Origin of the sequence: Sphingomonas sp., assembly GCF_025353885.1 — a bacterium.
Lineage (GTDB): Bacteria > Pseudomonadota > Alphaproteobacteria > Sphingomonadales > Sphingomonadaceae > Sphingomonas_O.
Window position 1 is genome coordinate 1 of sequence record NZ_JANXNX010000050.1, and the last position, 16,158, is coordinate 16,158.

The 16,158-nt window shown below is 64.6% G+C and carries 10 protein-coding genes; 8 read left to right on the forward strand and 2 right to left on the reverse strand.

The window, feature by feature from the left end; genetic code table 11:
• The 3 genes from Q0R02_RS05255 to trxA form a co-directional block, all read left to right on the forward strand.
• Window positions 1–1,261, forward strand: a 1,261-nt coding sequence (locus Q0R02_RS05255; RefSeq protein WP_293881433.1) for a PD-(D/E)XK nuclease family protein, incomplete at its 5' end; no start/stop codon positions are given.
• A 123-nt stretch (window positions 1,262–1,384) separates the two neighbouring features.
• Window positions 1,385–4,786: a double-strand break repair helicase AddA gene (gene addA, locus Q0R02_RS05260; protein WP_293881435.1), complete on the forward strand. Its 3,402-nt coding sequence runs from the start codon at window positions 1,385–1,387 to the stop codon at window positions 4,784–4,786.
• Window positions 4,787–4,837: 51 nt separating this feature from the next.
• Window positions 4,838–5,158: a thioredoxin TrxA gene (gene trxA, locus Q0R02_RS05265; protein WP_293881437.1), complete on the forward strand. Its 321-nt coding sequence runs from the start codon at window positions 4,838–4,840 to the stop codon at window positions 5,156–5,158.
• On the opposite strand, the gene argJ is transcribed toward trxA, so the two are convergent.
• Window positions 5,155–6,381: a bifunctional glutamate N-acetyltransferase/amino-acid acetyltransferase ArgJ gene (argJ, locus tag Q0R02_RS05270; protein ID WP_293881439.1), complete on the reverse strand. Its 1,227-nt coding sequence runs from the start codon at window positions 6,379–6,381 to the stop codon at window positions 5,155–5,157. The two genes, trxA and argJ, sit on opposite strands and share 4 nt — an antisense overlap.
• Before the next feature lie 82 nt (window positions 6,382–6,463).
• Between argJ and Q0R02_RS05275 the strand changes: the two genes are divergently transcribed.
• The 5 genes from Q0R02_RS05275 to Q0R02_RS05295 all read left to right on the forward strand — a co-directional run bounded on the left by Q0R02_RS05275 (window position 6,464) and on the right by Q0R02_RS05295 (window position 13,751).
• Window positions 6,464–6,724, forward strand: coding sequence for a hypothetical protein (locus Q0R02_RS05275; RefSeq protein WP_293881440.1), 261 nt, complete (start codon window positions 6,464–6,466; stop codon window positions 6,722–6,724).
• 76 nt (window positions 6,725–6,800) lie between these two features.
• The gene (secA, locus tag Q0R02_RS05280) at window positions 6,801–9,533 is read left to right on the forward strand and encodes a preprotein translocase subunit SecA (RefSeq protein ID WP_293881442.1); all 2,733 of its coding nucleotides are present in this window, start codon (window positions 6,801–6,803) and stop codon (window positions 9,531–9,533) included.
• Window positions 9,534–9,653: 120 nt separating this feature from the next.
• Window positions 9,654–10,415, forward strand: a complete 762-nt coding sequence (locus Q0R02_RS05285) for a sulfite exporter TauE/SafE family protein (RefSeq protein ID WP_293881444.1) — start codon at window positions 9,654–9,656, stop codon at window positions 10,413–10,415.
• Window positions 10,394–11,884: an NAD(P)/FAD-dependent oxidoreductase gene (locus Q0R02_RS05290; protein WP_293881446.1), complete on the forward strand. Its 1,491-nt coding sequence runs from the start codon at window positions 10,394–10,396 to the stop codon at window positions 11,882–11,884. The genes Q0R02_RS05285 and Q0R02_RS05290 overlap by 22 nt, the downstream gene beginning before the upstream one ends.
• 52 nt (window positions 11,885–11,936) lie before the next feature.
• Entirely contained in the window at window positions 11,937–13,751 is a 1,815-nt protein-coding gene (locus Q0R02_RS05295) for a DUF885 family protein (protein ID WP_293881448.1), read from the forward strand.
• A 37-nt stretch (window positions 13,752–13,788) separates the two neighbouring features.
• Here the strand turns inward: Q0R02_RS05295 and Q0R02_RS05300 are convergent, their stop codons facing one another.
• On the reverse strand, window positions 13,789–16,131 hold the full coding sequence (locus Q0R02_RS05300) for an EAL domain-containing protein (protein ID WP_293881450.1): 2,343 nt from the start codon (window positions 16,129–16,131) through the stop codon (window positions 13,789–13,791).
• Between the last annotated feature and the right edge of the window lie 27 nt (window positions 16,132–16,158).

Consider the following 16,158-nt stretch of genomic DNA (forward strand, 5'->3'; position numbering starts at 1 on the left):
CCGGCAATTGATGGGCGAGATTGCGGTGCGCCCGCCGCAGGGCGGGCATCCGCGCATCGCCATCTGGGGATTGCTGGAGGCGCGGCTGCAACAGGCCGACCTGCTGATCCTCGGCGGGCTGAACGAGGGTAATTGGCCCGCCAGCCCCGCGCCCGATCCGTGGCTGGCCCCGCGCGTTCGCATCGAACTGGGGCTGGGCGGGACGGAGCGGCGGGTCGGGCTCGCGGCGCACGACCTGGCGACGGCACTGGGCGGGCGTGAGGTCCTGATTACGCGAGCCAGACGCGACGCCCGGTCGCCGACAATCGCCTCGCGCTTCTGGCTGCGGCTCGACGCGATGACCGGCAGGATTGTCCATGACGACAGAATCGTGGCGCTGGCCGCGGCGATCGATACGCCCGACCGGCGGACGCCGATGCCCCGACGACCCGCGCCAACGCCGCCCGCCGCCCTCCGTCCGCGCCGAATATCTGTGACCGACGTCGATCGGCTGCAGGCCGACCCCTATGCCTTTTACGCCAAGGCCATGCTGAAGCTGCCGAAGCTGGAGGCCATCGACGCTGATCCCGGGCCGGCGTGGCGGGGGACGGCGGTCCATGCGGTGCTCGACAAATGGGCGAGGGACGACGGCTTCGACCCCGCAAAACTGCGTGGACGGGTGACCGAATTGTTGAACGACGCGGGCACGCACCCGTTGCTGCGCGCGCTGTGGCAACCGCGCCTGACCGAGGCCATCGACTGGATCGCGGTGCGGATAGCCGAGGATCGGTCGCAGGGCCGGACAGTGGTCGGCAGCGAGATCGACGGCAAAATCGAATTTGCAGGCGTGACGTTGCAGGGCCGCGCCGACCGCCTGGACCGGATCGACGGGGCGTTGGCAGTGGTCGATTACAAGACCGGCAAGGCCCCGTCGCCAAAGGCCGTTGCCGCCGGGTTTTCGATGCAGCTGGGCCTGTTGGGCCTGATTGCCGAGCGCGGCGGGTTCGACGGGGTTTCGGGCAGGGCGAGCGTGTTCGAATACTGGTCGCTGGCAAGCGACGGCAAGGGCGGTTTCGGCAAGGTGACATCGCCGGTCGGGGGCCGATCGACGATCGCGCCTGCGGATTTCGTCGCCGTTTCGGCGGGGCAGTTCGCCGACGCTGCGGGCAAATGGTTGACGGGGACCGAGGCGTTTACCGCCAAGCTGGTGCCCGAATATGCGGTTTATGACGATTACGACCAGTTGATGCGGCGGGATGAATGGTATGGTCGTGAGGATTGATCCGACTTCGTCACCCTGGCGCAGGCCGGAGCCTATACGGCCGTCTCTAGGAAACGCCGTATGTGCGGACAGCCGTATAGGCCCTGGCCTGCGCCGGGGTGACGGGGAGGGGGTAACGACGTCATGAAAGCCCCGCTGGTCAAACCGCACGCCCCGTTAAAGGGCGAGCAGCGCACCGCGTCCGATCCGCTGGAGCATGTCTGGCTGTCGGCGAGCGCGGGCACGGGCAAGACCTATGTCCTGTCGGCGCGGGTGTTGCGGCTGTTGTTGCGCGGGGTCAGCCCCGAATCGATCCTGTGCCTGACGTTCACCAAGGCGGGCGCGGCGGAGATGGCTAACCGGGTGCACCAGCGGCTGGCGTGGTGGGTGCGGCTGGACGACAAATTGTTGTTTCGCGAACTGGAGGCGCTGGGCGAAGCATCCGGCCCCGCCGAGCGCGAGCATGCCCGCACGCTGTTCGCCAGAGTCCTTGAATCGCGCGGCGGTGGCCTGCGCATCATGACGATCCATGCGTTCTGCCAGACGCTGCTCGCCGGGTTTCCGCTGGAAGCGGGCCTCATCCCCGGCTTTCGCCCGATCGAGGGGCGCGAGGAGTCGGCGCTGGGGCAAAGCGTGCTGGCCGACATGGTCGTCACAGCGGAGCGCGAAGGCGAGCGGAGGTTGCTGGGCGACCTGAGTGCGCTCAGTCGGCGGCTGGGCGAGGACGAGGCGCGGCGGTTTCTGTCACGCGCGGCGCGGGCGGGGGAGGCTTTGGATGCGCTGCCCGAAGGGGCCGAGGGGCTGGAGTCACTGGTGCGGCGGGCGATGGACGTGCCGTCGGACTTTCAGGCTGGCGACATTGCGCTCGCCTGCACCGATGGCGCGTTCGACCAGCCTGCGTTGATCGAGATGGCGCGCATGTATGCCGGTTGGGCGACCAAGACCGGCGAAGAGGCAGCCGACCGGATTGCCGAATGGTTGCTGGGAACGCCCGAACAGCGCGCCGCCGAATTGCCCGGATTGACGCTGATCTGGGCGACCGCAAGCGGCGATTTCCGCAAGAACGGTCCCAAGGACGATGAATTCGCCGCGCTGCGCGAACGGCTGAACGACTGGTGCGGCGCGTTGTGTGCGCGGGCCGCGCGCGCCGAACTGGCGATGGCGATTGCGTCGGCGCTTCATGCCGGGCGACGCTATGCCCGCGATTATGCCGCGGCCAAGCGCGCGCGCGGTCTGGTCGATTTCGACGATCTGATCCGGCTGACCGGGCGGTTGCTGGGCGAACCGGGCATCGGCGACTGGATCCGCTACAAGCTCGACCAGGCGACCGACCATATTCTGGTGGACGAGGCGCAGGACACCAATTTGCGCCAGTGGAAGATCGTTGCCGGGCTGGCGAGCGAGTTTTTCGCAGGCGATGGCGCGCGGGCGGGGGTCGAGCGGACGATCTTTACCGTTGGCGATTTCAAACAGGCGATCTTTGGCTTTCAGGGCACCGACCCCGATCACTACGACGCGGCCCGGATCGGGTTCAATCGCCAGGCGGAAGATGCCGGGCGGGAGATCGTCCAATTGTCGCTGAACGCATCGTTTCGGTCGTCGCAGCCGGTGCTGGATGTGGTCGACAAGCTGTTGGACGAACTGGGTCATGTCGCCCTTGGATTGCCCGAGGCGTCGCAGCCCCACGTCAGTTTCGGCGGTGGCTTTGGCCAGGTGACGCTGTTGCACCCCCTGTCCGGCGACAGCGCTGTTGACGATGACGGCGAGGAAGGCTGGGTCGAGGACCATGTCCGCAAGCTGGCGGGCGCGCTGGCGAAACAGGTGCGGGGCTGGTTGCAGGAAGCCGGTCCCGAACGCCTTTGGCTGGAACGGGACAAGCGCTGGCTTCGGCCCGAGGACGTGATGATCCTGGTCCGCAAGCGCGGCGAACTGGCGGCGTTGCTGGTGGCGCGGTTGCAGGCCGAGGGGGTGCCGGTGGCGGGGGTCGACCGGTTGCGGTTGCAGGCACCGCTGGCGGTGAAGGATCTGCTGGCGGCAATCCGTTTTGCCGTGCAGCGCGGCGACGATCTGACGCTGGCCGCGCTGCTGGTTTCGCCACTGATGGGCTGGGATCAGGAAGCGCTGTTCACCGTCGCGCACGGGCGCAAAGGGACGTTGTGGGCGGCGATGCCCGAGGGCGAAACGCACGACGCGCTGCTGGCGATACTGAACGCCGCCGACCGGGTGACGCCGTTCCAATTCCTGGAAAACCTGTTGTCGGGGCCGTTGCAGGGTCGGCGCAAACTGATCGCACGACTCGGTGAGGAGGCGCGCGATCCGATCGATGAACTGCTGAACACCGCGCTGCAATTCGGGCGCGAGGGGACGCCGTCGTTGCAGGGATTCCTGGACTGGTTCGACCGGGGCGAGGGCGAGATCGTGCGTGACGCCATGGGGGCAGGCGATGCCGTCCGCGTGATGACGGTACATGGCGCAAAAGGACTGGAGGCGCCGCTGGTCGTGTTGGCCGATGCAGCGGGCGATCCCGATGCCAGCGGGGCGCGCGGCTTTGAATGGGTGCTGGACAGCCTCTATCCCGACGAAGTGCCGTTGTTCCGGCCGCGCGCGGCGGAGCGGGCACTGGTCGAATCGCTGGAGGCGGCGGCACACAAGGCCGAGGAAAAGGACCGGCGCGAACACTGGCGGCTGCTGTATGTCGCGATGACGCGGGCCGGGGAACGGCTGGTCGTCGCCGGGTCGCTGGGCACGCGGGCGAAAGGCGTGGTGCCGGTCGAAAGCTGGCACGCGGCGATCGGGCGGGCGCTGGCGCGGCTGGAGGTGGTGGGCGTCGCCGATCCGGTGTGGGGGTCGCGGGCGGATTACGCCGTGGGTGCCGTGGGCGCGCGGGTCGAGGGGATTGCCGCGCGCGCCCTCCCGGACGGCGCGGCGGTTCCGGAATGGCTGCGGTCGGCGGCACCGGTCGAGGCTCGACCGCCCCGGCCACTGGCACCGTCATCGTTGGGCGTCGATCTGGTGACCAGTCCGCCAGGCGGGGCTGGCAAAGCCGATGCGGCCGAGCGCGGGCGGCGGCTGCATGGGCTGTTCGAACGATTGCCGGCGGTCGCCAGCGACCGGCGGCGCGCGGCGGGGATCGCGTGGCTGGGCGACGCCGCGCTGGTCGATACGGCGCTGGCGGTGATCGACGACCCCGCCTTTGCCGACGTGTTTGCTCCAGAGGCGCTTGCCGAAGCGCCGGTTGCGGGGGTGGTCGATGGCGTCGTGGTGTCGGGGGTGGTCGACCGGCTGGTCGTGACCGATACGACCGTGACGATCGTCGATTTCAAGACCGGTCGCGTGGCCCGCGACGCGGGATCGGTGCCGGTCCACCACCTGCGGCAAATGGCGGCCTATGCCGCCGTCGTGGCGCAGATCTTCCCCGATCGCGCGGTCGGGGCGGCGTTGCTGTATAGCGCGGGGCCGGTGTTGCACCGCGTGTCGGCGGCCGACCTGGCGCGCTGGAAGCCGGGCTATCAGGACGCAATCGAGAATTTGGCCGCCGACAGTTGAGAAGCGGCCACGCGGTGCCTAGATACTGTCCAACATTTCAGGAGATTAACGATGGCCACCGTTCAAGTTACCGACGCCAGCTTTGCCACGGACGTCATCGGTGCCAGCGGTCCGGTGCTGGTTGATTTCTGGGCCGAGTGGTGCGGGCCGTGCAAGATGATCGGGCCGAGCCTGGAGGAAATCTCCGAAGAGCTGGGTGAAAAGGTCACCATCGTGAAGCTGAACATCGACGACAATCCAGATGCTCCGGCCAAATATGGCGTGCGCGGCATTCCGACGATGATCCTGTTCAAGGATGGCGCGCCCGCCGCGACCAAAGTCGGCGCGGCACCGAAATCGCAGCTGAAGGGCTGGCTGGAAAGCGAGCTTTAGGACCTGTAGTCGGCGTTGATGCTGATGTAGCCGTGGGTCAGGTCGCACGTCCAGACGGTCGCGCGGCCTTCGCCCAGCCCGATATCGACGCCGATCTCGATCTCGCTGCCCGTCAGGTGCGCGGCGACCGGGGTTTCGTCATACCCCTCGACCGCAACGCCGTTGCGGGCGACCTGCGTGGTGCCGAACCGGATCGACAGCGTGTCGCGGTCGGCGGGTTCACCAGCCTTGCCGACCGCCATGACGACGCGGCCCCAGTTGGCGTCCTGTCCGGCGATGGCGGTTTTGACGAGCGGTGAATTGGCGATGCTGAGCGCGATGCGGTGCGCGCTGGCGTCGGACTTCGCGCCCTCGACGCGGATCTCGATGAACTTGGTCGCGCCCTCACCGTCGCGGACGACAAGGTGCGCCAGCTGGCGGCACAGGTCGTTAAGCGCGGCAGCAAAGGCGTCGGCCCCGGCGTCGTCGGCGGTGGTCAGCGGTTCGTTGCCCGCTGCTCCGGTGGCAAACGCCAGCACGGTGTCGCTGGTCGACGTGTCGCTGTCGACGGTGATACAGCTGAAGGTGGCGCGATTGGCGGCGGTCAGCATCCCCTGAAGCAGATCAGGAGCGATGGCCGCGTCAGTGAAGATGAAGCCCAGCATCGTCGCCATGTCGGGCGCGATCATGCCGCTGCCCTTGATAATGCCGACCAGGGTCACGGTGCGGTCGCCGATCACCGCCTGCGTCTGCGCGCCCTTCGGGAACGTATCGGTGGTGCCGATCGTGTTGGTCGCATCCTCCCACGAACAGGGGCGGGCGGCAAAGGCTGCGGTCAGCCCGGATTCGGCCTTGTCGATGGGCAGCGGCACCCCGATCACGCCGGTCGACGCGACGAAGACATCCGACGGCAGGCAGGAGAGGTGCCCCGCGACACGCGCGGCGATCGCTTCGACCGCGGCGCGGCCACGGCCTCCGGTAAAGGCATTGGCGTTACCGGCGTTGACGACCAGCGCGCGGGCATGGCCAAGCGTCAGCGCGGCGCGGCACCATTCGACTTCGGGGGACGGGCATTTGCTGAGTGTCGTGACCCCAGCAACACTGGTGCCCTCCGCCAGTTCCACAAACGTCAGGTCGCAGCGGCCCCAGTCCTTATACCCGGCGCGGGCGATGCGCGGGGTGGCTCCGGCAATGTCGAAAAGCATTGGGAACGGGCGGGCAAGGGGGGATATGGGGGAGGGCATTCCGGTGCTTTAGCTTTAAAATCGCCGCAAGGAAGGGCGTTGTTCTGGACGCGTTAACACTGTTTGCGTATGGGTGCCGCCGATGCGTTTTCTGTTGCTCCTTTCTGCCATGTTGTCGGCGATGGTCGGATCGGGTGCCTATGCGCGCCCGGCGCTCGCGCAGACGCATCAGGTCGACGGGCGGTGCGGAGTTCAGGCGCCCAAGGTCGCAGACGCAGCACAGGCTCGGCGGCCGGTGACGGGGCTACCCCGGGCGGTCGATATGACACGCCCGGTTGCGCTGATGATCATCGCGGTCCCGGCGGCGCTCGCGCCGATTTATGCGAACCGCCTGCGCGTCTAGCACGCGCTCACGCTTTCTCCGACCAATTCAGGCCAGTCGCGCGACGACCGCCCCCCTTAATCCACAGGAATTCCCTATGCTCGGCGGTATTGCCAAGGCCATTTTCGGGTCGTCGAACGATCGTTACGTCAAGTCGCTGGGTGCGATCGTCACCAAGATCAACGACTTCGAACCCGCCATCTCCGCGATGAGCGACGCCGAACTCGCCAACCAGACGGTGCTGTTCCGCGCGCGGCTCGCCGAGGGGGAGAAACTGGACGCCCTGCTGCCCGAGGCGTTCGCCACGGTGCGCGAGGCCGCCTCGCGGACGCTGGGACAGCGGCATTACGACATGCAGTTGGTCGGCGGCATCGTCCTGCATCGCGGCGAGATCGCCGAGATGCGGACGGGAGAGGGCAAGACGCTGGTCGCAACGCTCGCCTGCTATCTGAACGCGCTGCCCGGGGACGGCGTCCATGTCGTCACGGTCAACGATTATCTGGCGCAGCGCGATGCCGGCTGGATGGGGCAGGTCTATACTTTCCTGGGCCTGACGGTCGGCGTCGTCATTCCCGACATCGGTGAGGACAACCGCCGCGCGGCCTATGCCTGCGACATTACTTACGGCACGAACAACGAACTCGGTTTCGATTATCTGCGCGACAACATGAAATACGACCGCGGCCAGATGGTCCAGCGGCCGTTCAGTTTCGGCATCGTCGATGAAGTCGATTCAATCCTGATCGACGAAGCGCGGACGCCGCTGATCATCTCGGGGCCCACCGACGACAAGTCCGAACTGTACATGCTGGTCGATGCGGTGGTGAAGCAGTTCGTCGCCGAAGACTATGAGATGGACGAAAAGCAGAAGTCGATCATCCTGACCGAGGACGGCACCGAAAAGGCCGAACGGATGCTGGAGGATGCGGGGTTGCTGGAAGGTGACAACCTGTACGACATCGAAAACACCCAAGTCGTCCACCATTTGAACCAGTCGCTGCGGGCCAATGTGATGTTCCGGCGCGACACCGACTATATCGAGAAGGACGGCAAGATCGTCATCATCGACGAATTTACCGGCCGCATGATGGACGGGCGGCGCTGGTCCGACGGCCTGCACCAGGCGGTCGAGGCCAAGGAAGGCGTGGCGATCGAGCCCGAGAACCAGACGATGGCGTCGATCACCTTTCAGAACTTCTTTCGTATGTATCCCAAACTTAGCGGCATGACGGGCACGGCCGCGACCGAAGCGTCAGAATTCTTCGACATTTACAAGATGAACGTGGTGACGATCCCGACGCATGTTCCGGTCCAGCGGATCGACGAGGAAGACGAATTCTACAAGAACACTAACGACAAGTTCGCCGCAATCGCCAAGTCGATCGCCGAAAAGGCGCAGATCGGGCAGCCGGTTCTGGTCGGCACCGTGTCGATTGAAAAGTCCGAATTGCTGAGCGAGTTCCTGACCAAGGAAGGCGTGAAGCACGAAGTTCTGAACGCGCGTTTCCATGAGCGGGAGGCGCATATCGTCGCGCAGGCGGGCAGCCTGGGTGCGGTGACGATCGCCACCAACATGGCCGGGCGCGGGACCGACATCCAGCTGGGCGGCAACGTCGAGTTTCGCGTCGGTGACGAGCTGTCCGAACTGCCCGAAGGTCCAGAACGCGAGGCCGCAATCGCGCAGATCAAGGCCGTGGTTGCCGCTGATAAGGCCAAGGTTCTGGCGGCGGGCGGACTGTTCGTGCTGGGCACCGAACGCCATGAAAGCCGGCGCATCGACAACCAGTTGCGCGGGCGTTCGGGACGCCAGGGTGATCCAGGCCTGTCGCGATTCTATCTGAGCCTCGACGATGATCTACTGCGGATTTTCGGGCCGGATACGATGTTCTCCAAGATGATGAACAACAACATCCCCGATGGCGAGGCGATCGGCTCGAAGTGGCTGTCGAAAGCCATCGAGACCGCGCAGCGCAAGGTCGAGGCACGCAACTATGACGTGCGCAAACAGGTCGTCGAATATGACGACGTCATGAACGACCAGCGCAAGGTCATCTATGAACAGCGTTCGGACATCATGGACGCCGATACGGTCGACGATGTCGTGGTCGACATGCGCGCCGAGACCGTCAACAGCATCGTTGCCGATTCCTGCCCGCCCGACAGCTATCCCGAGCAATGGGATGTCGCGAGCATGCAGACGCGCGTCACCGAAATCCTGGGTCTGGACCTGCCGATTGCCGACTGGGTCGCCGAGGAAGGGGTCGACGCCGAAAAGATGGAAAGCCGGATCCAGGAAGCCGCCGACGCAAACATCGCGACCAAGGCGGCCGAACTGGATGCCGAAACCTGGGTATCGGTCGAAAAGAGCATCATGCTCCAGAATCTGGATCATCACTGGAAGGAGCATCTGGCGACGCTGGACGCGCTGCGGCAAGTCATCCACTTGCGCGCCTATGCCCAGAAGACGCCGATCAACGAGTATAAGCGCGAGGCGTTCGTCCTGTTCGAACGGATGCTGGAATCGATCCGCGAGGACGTGACGAAGGTGTTGGCCCATGCCCAGTTCGCGCTGCCGCCGATGGACATGCCGCAAATGCCCGACATTTTCACAACGCATATCGACGCGCTGACCGGCGACGACGACAGCGCCGATGCGGGTGGCGGCTATGGCTTTGTCACGACGCGGCTGCCGCCGTTGCAGATCGTGCAGCCCGACCCCGAGGAAATGCTGGGCATGGACCCCGCCGACTGGGAAGGCCGCGTCAGCCGCAACGCGCCCTGTCCGTGCGGGTCGGGGCAGAAGTACAAGCATTGCCACGGGGCGCTGTGATTTAGGGGGGTATTTTCTCAGTCAAGTCAGTCAGAAACTGCGTCCTTCTTCTTTTTGTCGGCTATGCTAGACGTTACACCACCGGCGCGATCCGGCTGAAACATTGGAAAGTCGCAACCGATGCTGGCACTGGTAACCGCCTTTTTCGCGACGGCGTTGTTATACGCTTCGGTCGGGTTCGCGGGCGGTTCGACCTATAACGCGCTGCTGGTGCTGGCGGGCGTCGACCAAAAGATTTTCCCGATCATCGCGCTGGCCTGCAACCTGATCGTGGCGACGGGGGGCAGTATCCGGTTCGCCCGGGCGGGGCTGGTGCCATGGCGGCGATTGTGGCCGTTGCTGGCAGTGTCGGTGCCCGCGGCGTGGGTCGGCGGTGCGCTGCCCGTCTCCAAGACCCTGTTTATCCTGCTGCTGGGCATTTCGCTGTTTTGTGCAGGTGTGCTGCTGCTGTTCCAGCGGCCCCTGCGCGAGGATGGGGCGGGGGAAGTCCCGCGCTTTCGCATCATCGGCCCGCTGATCGCGGCACCACTGGGATTGCTGTCGGGGATCGTGGGGATTGGTGGGGGCATTTTCCTGGCGCCGGTGCTGCACCTGATCGGATGGGACAGGACCAAACGCATCTCGGCGAGTGCGTCGGTCTTCATCCTCGCCAACTCGATCGCCGGGCTGGGTGGCCAGTTAAGCAAGATCACGGATGGCGGGATGGCAGTGTTGCAGCCGGTCGTTGCCTATTGGCCGCTCGCGATGGCGGTGCTGATCGGCGGTCAGATCGGTAGCCGGGCGGGGGTCACGATACTGCCGCCGATCGGTGTACGCAGGCTGACTGCGGTGCTGATCCTGTACGTCTCGATCCGGCTGTTGTGGCAGAGTTTTTCGAGTTGAACCCGGGCGTGCATCATGACGTCATAATTGTCGGCGCGGGGCTGTCGGGCATCGGGGCGGCCTGGCATTTGCAAAAGAATTGCCCCAGCAAAAGCTATGCGATCCTCGAGGCGCGGGCGGCCAGTGGTGGGACGTGGGATCTGTTCCGGTACCCCGGCATCCGGTCGGATTCAGACATGTACACGCTCGGTTACCGCTTCAAACCGTGGGTCGACGATAAGTCCATCGCCGACGGTGCGACGATCCTGGACTATATCCGCGAGACCGCGCGGGAAAACGGGATCGACCGGCATATCCAATACGGCTGCCGGGTCGTGCGCGCCGACTGGTCTTCGCAGGACGCGGTGTGGACGGTGCAGGTCACGCGCGATGGCGCGCCAACGACCCTGACCGCCGGGTTCGTGATGATGTGCAGCGGGTATTACAGCTATGCCGACGGACATCGGCCCGATTTTCCCGATGCCGACCGTTTTGCGGGTCGGATCGTTCACCCGCAATTCTGGCCCGACGATCTGGACTGCCGGGACAAGAAGATCGTCGTGATCGGCAGCGGGGCAACGGCGGTGACGCTGGTCCCCGCGCTGTGCGATCTGGGCGCGCAGGTGACGATGCTGCAGCGGTCGCCGTCATACGTCGCGGCGCGCCCGGGGCAGGACAACACCGCGATGCGCCTGCGACGGTGGTTATCCCCGGGATTCGCCTATGCCCTGACCCGCTGGAAGAACGTCCTGCTCGGGTCGTTCTTCTACAGGTTGGCGCGCCGGCGACCGGTGGCTGTAAAGCAGCGCCTGATTGCGATGGTCGGCGATGCGCTGGGCCCCGATTATGACGTCAAGACGCACTTCACGCCGCGCTATGATCCGTGGGACCAGCGCCTGTGCGCGGTTCCCGATGGCGACCTGTTTACCGCGATCCGATCGGGTCGGGCGGAGGTCGTTACCGACACGATCCTCGCTTTCACACCAACCGGCATCGCGCTGAGTTCAGGGGGTCAACTGGCGGCCGACGTAATCGTGACGGCAACCGGCCTGACGATGACTGTGCTGGGCGATCTCTCGCTGGCGGTCGACGGGGTCGCGGTCGATGTCGGCAGGACAATGAGCTACAAGGGCATGATGTTCAGCGACGTGCCGAACCTGGCCTATGTGTTCGGCTATACCAATGCGTCGTGGACGCTGAAGGCCGATCTGACGTCGGACTATGTGTGCCGGGTCATGAACTATATGGACCGGCGCGGGCTGGCGGTGGCGACGCCAAGGCGGAATGATCCGGCGGTCACCGAAATGCCCTTCCTCGACTTTTCGAGCAGCTATATCACCCGCGCTCTGGAAAAATTGCCCAAACAGGGGTCGCGCAAGCCGTGGAAACTGAACCAGAATTACCTGCTTGACCTGATCGCGCTGAAGTTTGGCAGAATCGATGACGGAACGCTGCAGTTTTCCCGTGCCGACCCGTCAAAGGCGGCTTGACAGAGTGTGTTAGCGGATTAGCACACAGGGCAATTCTATCGGAGAAAATCCCATGCGTTTGCGTTTCCTGATCCTTGCCACTGCCTCGGCGGTCCTGTTGAACCCGGCGGTCGTCGGCGCGCAAAAGGCAGCCACCGCTGCTGCTGTTCCGGCTCAGAGCCAGGCGCTACGCAAAATATTCGAGGACAGCGACGAGGGGCAGTTGAAGCGCAGCCCGCTGTTTGCGCTGTTTCGCGGGGACGCACGGTTTGGCGGGCAGTTCGGCGACTTCATCACGAACGACTTCATGGCGCGCGAGAAGGCGGCGGCCGAGCAGAGCCTGACCGCACTGAAGGCGATCGCCCGGGCCAGGCTCAATGCCGACGACCAGATTTCCTACGATGTCTTCAAATACCAGACCGAGATGAGCCTGCGCGGGTTCGAACCCGGATTGCTACGGACTGCGACCGACCGGCCCATCGACCATTTCTCCGGGTTCCAGACGATGATGCCCGATGTGTCGTCGGGGGATGGTGCCGCGCCGTTCAAGACCGTGGCCGATTACGACAATAACCTGGTTCGGCTCGAAGGCTATATCACGTTCCTCGACCGCTCGGTCGGACGGATGCGCGAGGGGCTGGCCGATGGCGTGACCAATCCTAAGCTGGTGATGGTCAATGTCGTCGGACAACTCGACGCGCTGATCGGGCAGGGGGTTGAGGGGTCGACCTTCTACAAACCCGTGACCAAATTTCCCGAGGGCATTCCGGCGGCGGATCAGGCGCGCCTGAAGACCGCCTATGCGGCGTTCATCCGCGACCGGCTGAACCCGGCGCACGCACGGCTGCGCGATTTCATCAAGAACGATTACCTGCCGAAAGCGCGTGAGAGCGTCGGGTTGGGGCAGATGCCGGGCGGGGCGGCCTATTACCGCTATCTGGTTGCTCAGACGACGACGACCGACATGACCCCAGAGGCGATCCACGCGCTCGGCCTGTCGGAGGTGGCGCGTATCCATGGCGAGATGGAGAAGGTCAAGACGCAGGTGGCGTTCAAGGGGACGCTGGCGCAGTTCTTTGAATATATGCGGACCGACAAGAAGTTCGCGCCCGTGTCCGCCGCCGCGATGCGCGATTCGTACCTGTCCATCGACAAGCGCCTGTCGGTGACGATCCCCCGCGAGTTCGACACCATCCCCAAGTCGCCGCTCGAGATCCGCGCGGTGCCGTCCTATAAAGAGAAAACCGACGCGGCAGGATCATATCAGGGGGGCACGCCCGACGGTTCGCGACCGGGGATTTTCTTTTACAATAGTTACGATCTGCCATCGCGATTCACCTGGGGTGACGAGACGCTGTTCCTACACGAGGGACGGCCCGGGCATCATTTCCAGATCAGCCTGGCGCAGGAAAATACGTCACTGCCCGCGTTCCAGCGGTTCGGCGGTAATACTGCCTATGTCGAGGGCTGGGCGCTCTATTCCGAAAGCCTCGGGCGCGAGCTGGGCCTGTTTACCGACCCGTACCAATATTACGGCCATTTGAACGACGAAATCCTGCGCGCCATGCGGCTGGTGGTCGATACCGGCATTCATGCACAGGGATGGAGTCGGGACAAGGCGATTGCCTATATGCTCGACAATTCAGCAATGGGCCGGACCGACGCGACGGCCGAGGTCGAGCGTTATATCGCCATTCCAAGCCAGGCGCTGGCTTACAAGATCGGGGCGCTGACCATCCAGCGCTTGCGGGCCAAGGCGCAAACGGCGCTCGGCCCGAAATTCGATGTGCGGGAGTTCCATGCGCAGGTCCTGATGTCGGGCGCGCTGCCGATGGGTGTGCTGGAAGCAAAGATCGACCGCTGGATCGCCGCGAAAAAGGCGGGGTAACGGCTAGGGCGGCCGAGCGGCGGTGAGGTGATCGTATTCAGGCGATCAGGCGCACCGGCTCGGCCCGATGGTTCACCAATTGGGTCAGCGCATCGAATGGCATAGGCTTGCCGATGAAATATCCCTGCGCATAATCGCACCCGAACGTGCGCAACAGGTCGATTGTCGCCTGGTCCTCAATCCCTTCGGCGACCACCTGAAGCCCGAGGTCGTGAGCGAGATTGATGGTCGAACGCACCATGATCGTGTCGCTATCGCTGTTTTTTTGACAAAGCGACGTCACAAAGGACTTGTCGATCTTCAGTTCATGGACCGGAAGTTGCTTCAAATAGGACAACGTGGACAGGCCCGTCCCGTAATCGTCGATCGAGAGGCGCACGCCAAATTCGCGCAAGGACTTCAGCACGAAGATGGCAACGTCGGGCGAACGGATCAGCGCGCTTTCGGTGATCTCGATGGCGATGGCCGAGGGCGGCAGGCCAAAATCATGCAGCAGCGATTTGATCTTGTCGGCGAAATGGGCGTTGGCGATATCGCCGGCCGACGCATTTATCGCGACCCGCATCGGCGTGCCCATCCCCTGCCACCGCGCACAGTCGTTCAGCGCAGTCCGCAGCACATAGTCAGTAACCTCCGAAATCACGCCCGTCGTTTCGGCGAGCGGAATAAATTCGTCGGGAGAAATATTGCCCTGGGTCGGATGATACCAGCGTACCAGCGCTTCTGCATCGGCAATCAGGTTGCGGCGCAGATCCAGTTTTGGCTGGTAAAACACGGTGACATCACCGGCAGCCAGTCCGTTGCGCAGTTCACCCATCAGCGAAACCTTGCGACGGACCGTGGGGTCGGCACCCTGATACCAGTGGCAAAGGTCGCCCGCCGCCCGCGCTGTGCCGATCGCGGCCAGGGCATGTTCGATCCGCAGCACCACCAGACCCGCCCCGCCATCCCGGTCCAGCCCTACCGTCAGTCCAACGTCGACCAGCCCGGCGCTGGTCGACACCGGCTGGCGAAAACCCTGGGTGATGGCGACGACGCGCGCGGCAATGGCGGCATCCTCTTCGGCGGGCTGGCACCATGCCACCACGTCGGGGGCAATGCGATAGACCGGGCCATCGATGGCGGCTTCGATACGGGCGGCAATCTCCTTCACCATGTCGGTGACCGCCGCCATGCCGAGGGCGTCGCGGATCAATTCGAAGCGCTCGAGCCCCGCCGCTGCCAGCACGCAGGGGTCCTTGACCGACGCCGCGAGGGCGATCTCCAGGCTTTGGCGGTTGGGCAGCTTGGTTTCGCTATCCAGAAGCGCCCGCAAAACGAGCTGGCGGCGTAGTTCAAACGCAACGCGCGCGGCAGTCACGACCAGCGCCACGAACAAGACCGGCGCGGAATCGATCGAGACCGGCCACCGCGATTGCAGGGCAATGGGGAGCGCCAGCGTTACGCTGACGACCGCGAGCGCAGCGGCGCTGAAAGAATATCGAAAGCGCCGATACACGCCCAGCCCCAGGACCAGCGCGACCAATGCAGCGGCGACCAACGTGGGCAGCCAGCCGGTGCGCATGAGCGCGCGACCCTGGATCAACGAATCTGCTGCAAGCGCCTGGATGACGACGCCGGGGATGCTGCCAAAGCGTGGCACGACGTAATGGTCGCCCAGTTCGATCGCCGTTGCCCCGATGATGATCCGCTTTCCAGCAAGGTCCCTCGCCGGGATGCGCCCCGCCAGGACGTCGACGAATGAAAAGCGGGGGATTTTGCGGACGTCTATGGCCCAGTCAGGCTGGAACACGCGGTCTCCCAGCGTATCGTTTTCGGCCAGCAATGCCGAGATCGACGGCCTGATATGGCCGGCGATCATTGTCGCTGCGGGATAGTCGCGGACGACGCCATCGATCCCGGGAAAAATATTGACGCCCCCGACCCAGGCCGTTTCAAACACGGTGGCGGGCTTGCTTTCGATGGCCGAGCTTGCTGTCGCCTGATCTGAGGCGCGTTGCTGGAAAATCGGCAGGATAACGGGTTGCGCCTGACGGATGGCGTTGGCGAACGCGGCGTCGCCGGAAGCTTCCGAAGGGGCGCTGAAATCGACATCGAAGGCGATCAGATTGGCACCCGCGGCGTGCAACCGTTCCACGACACCCGCATGATAGTGACGGGACCAGGGCCAGTGATGAAGACGGGCGAGGCTGCGGGCGTCGATTTCCACGACCGCGACCTGCCCTGTCGGAGCGCTGTCGAGCAGACTGGCGCGGGCCGCGGTCAGCCGATCCTCGATGGGTTCGAACCAGCCGAAAGAGAACATTGCAACCGTTGTCACAAGCGCGCCAGCCACCAGCGCGACGCGTGCGCGCAATGATAGCGATCGCACTGTGGTCATCGGGCGATTGCTTTCGATAACGTCAGA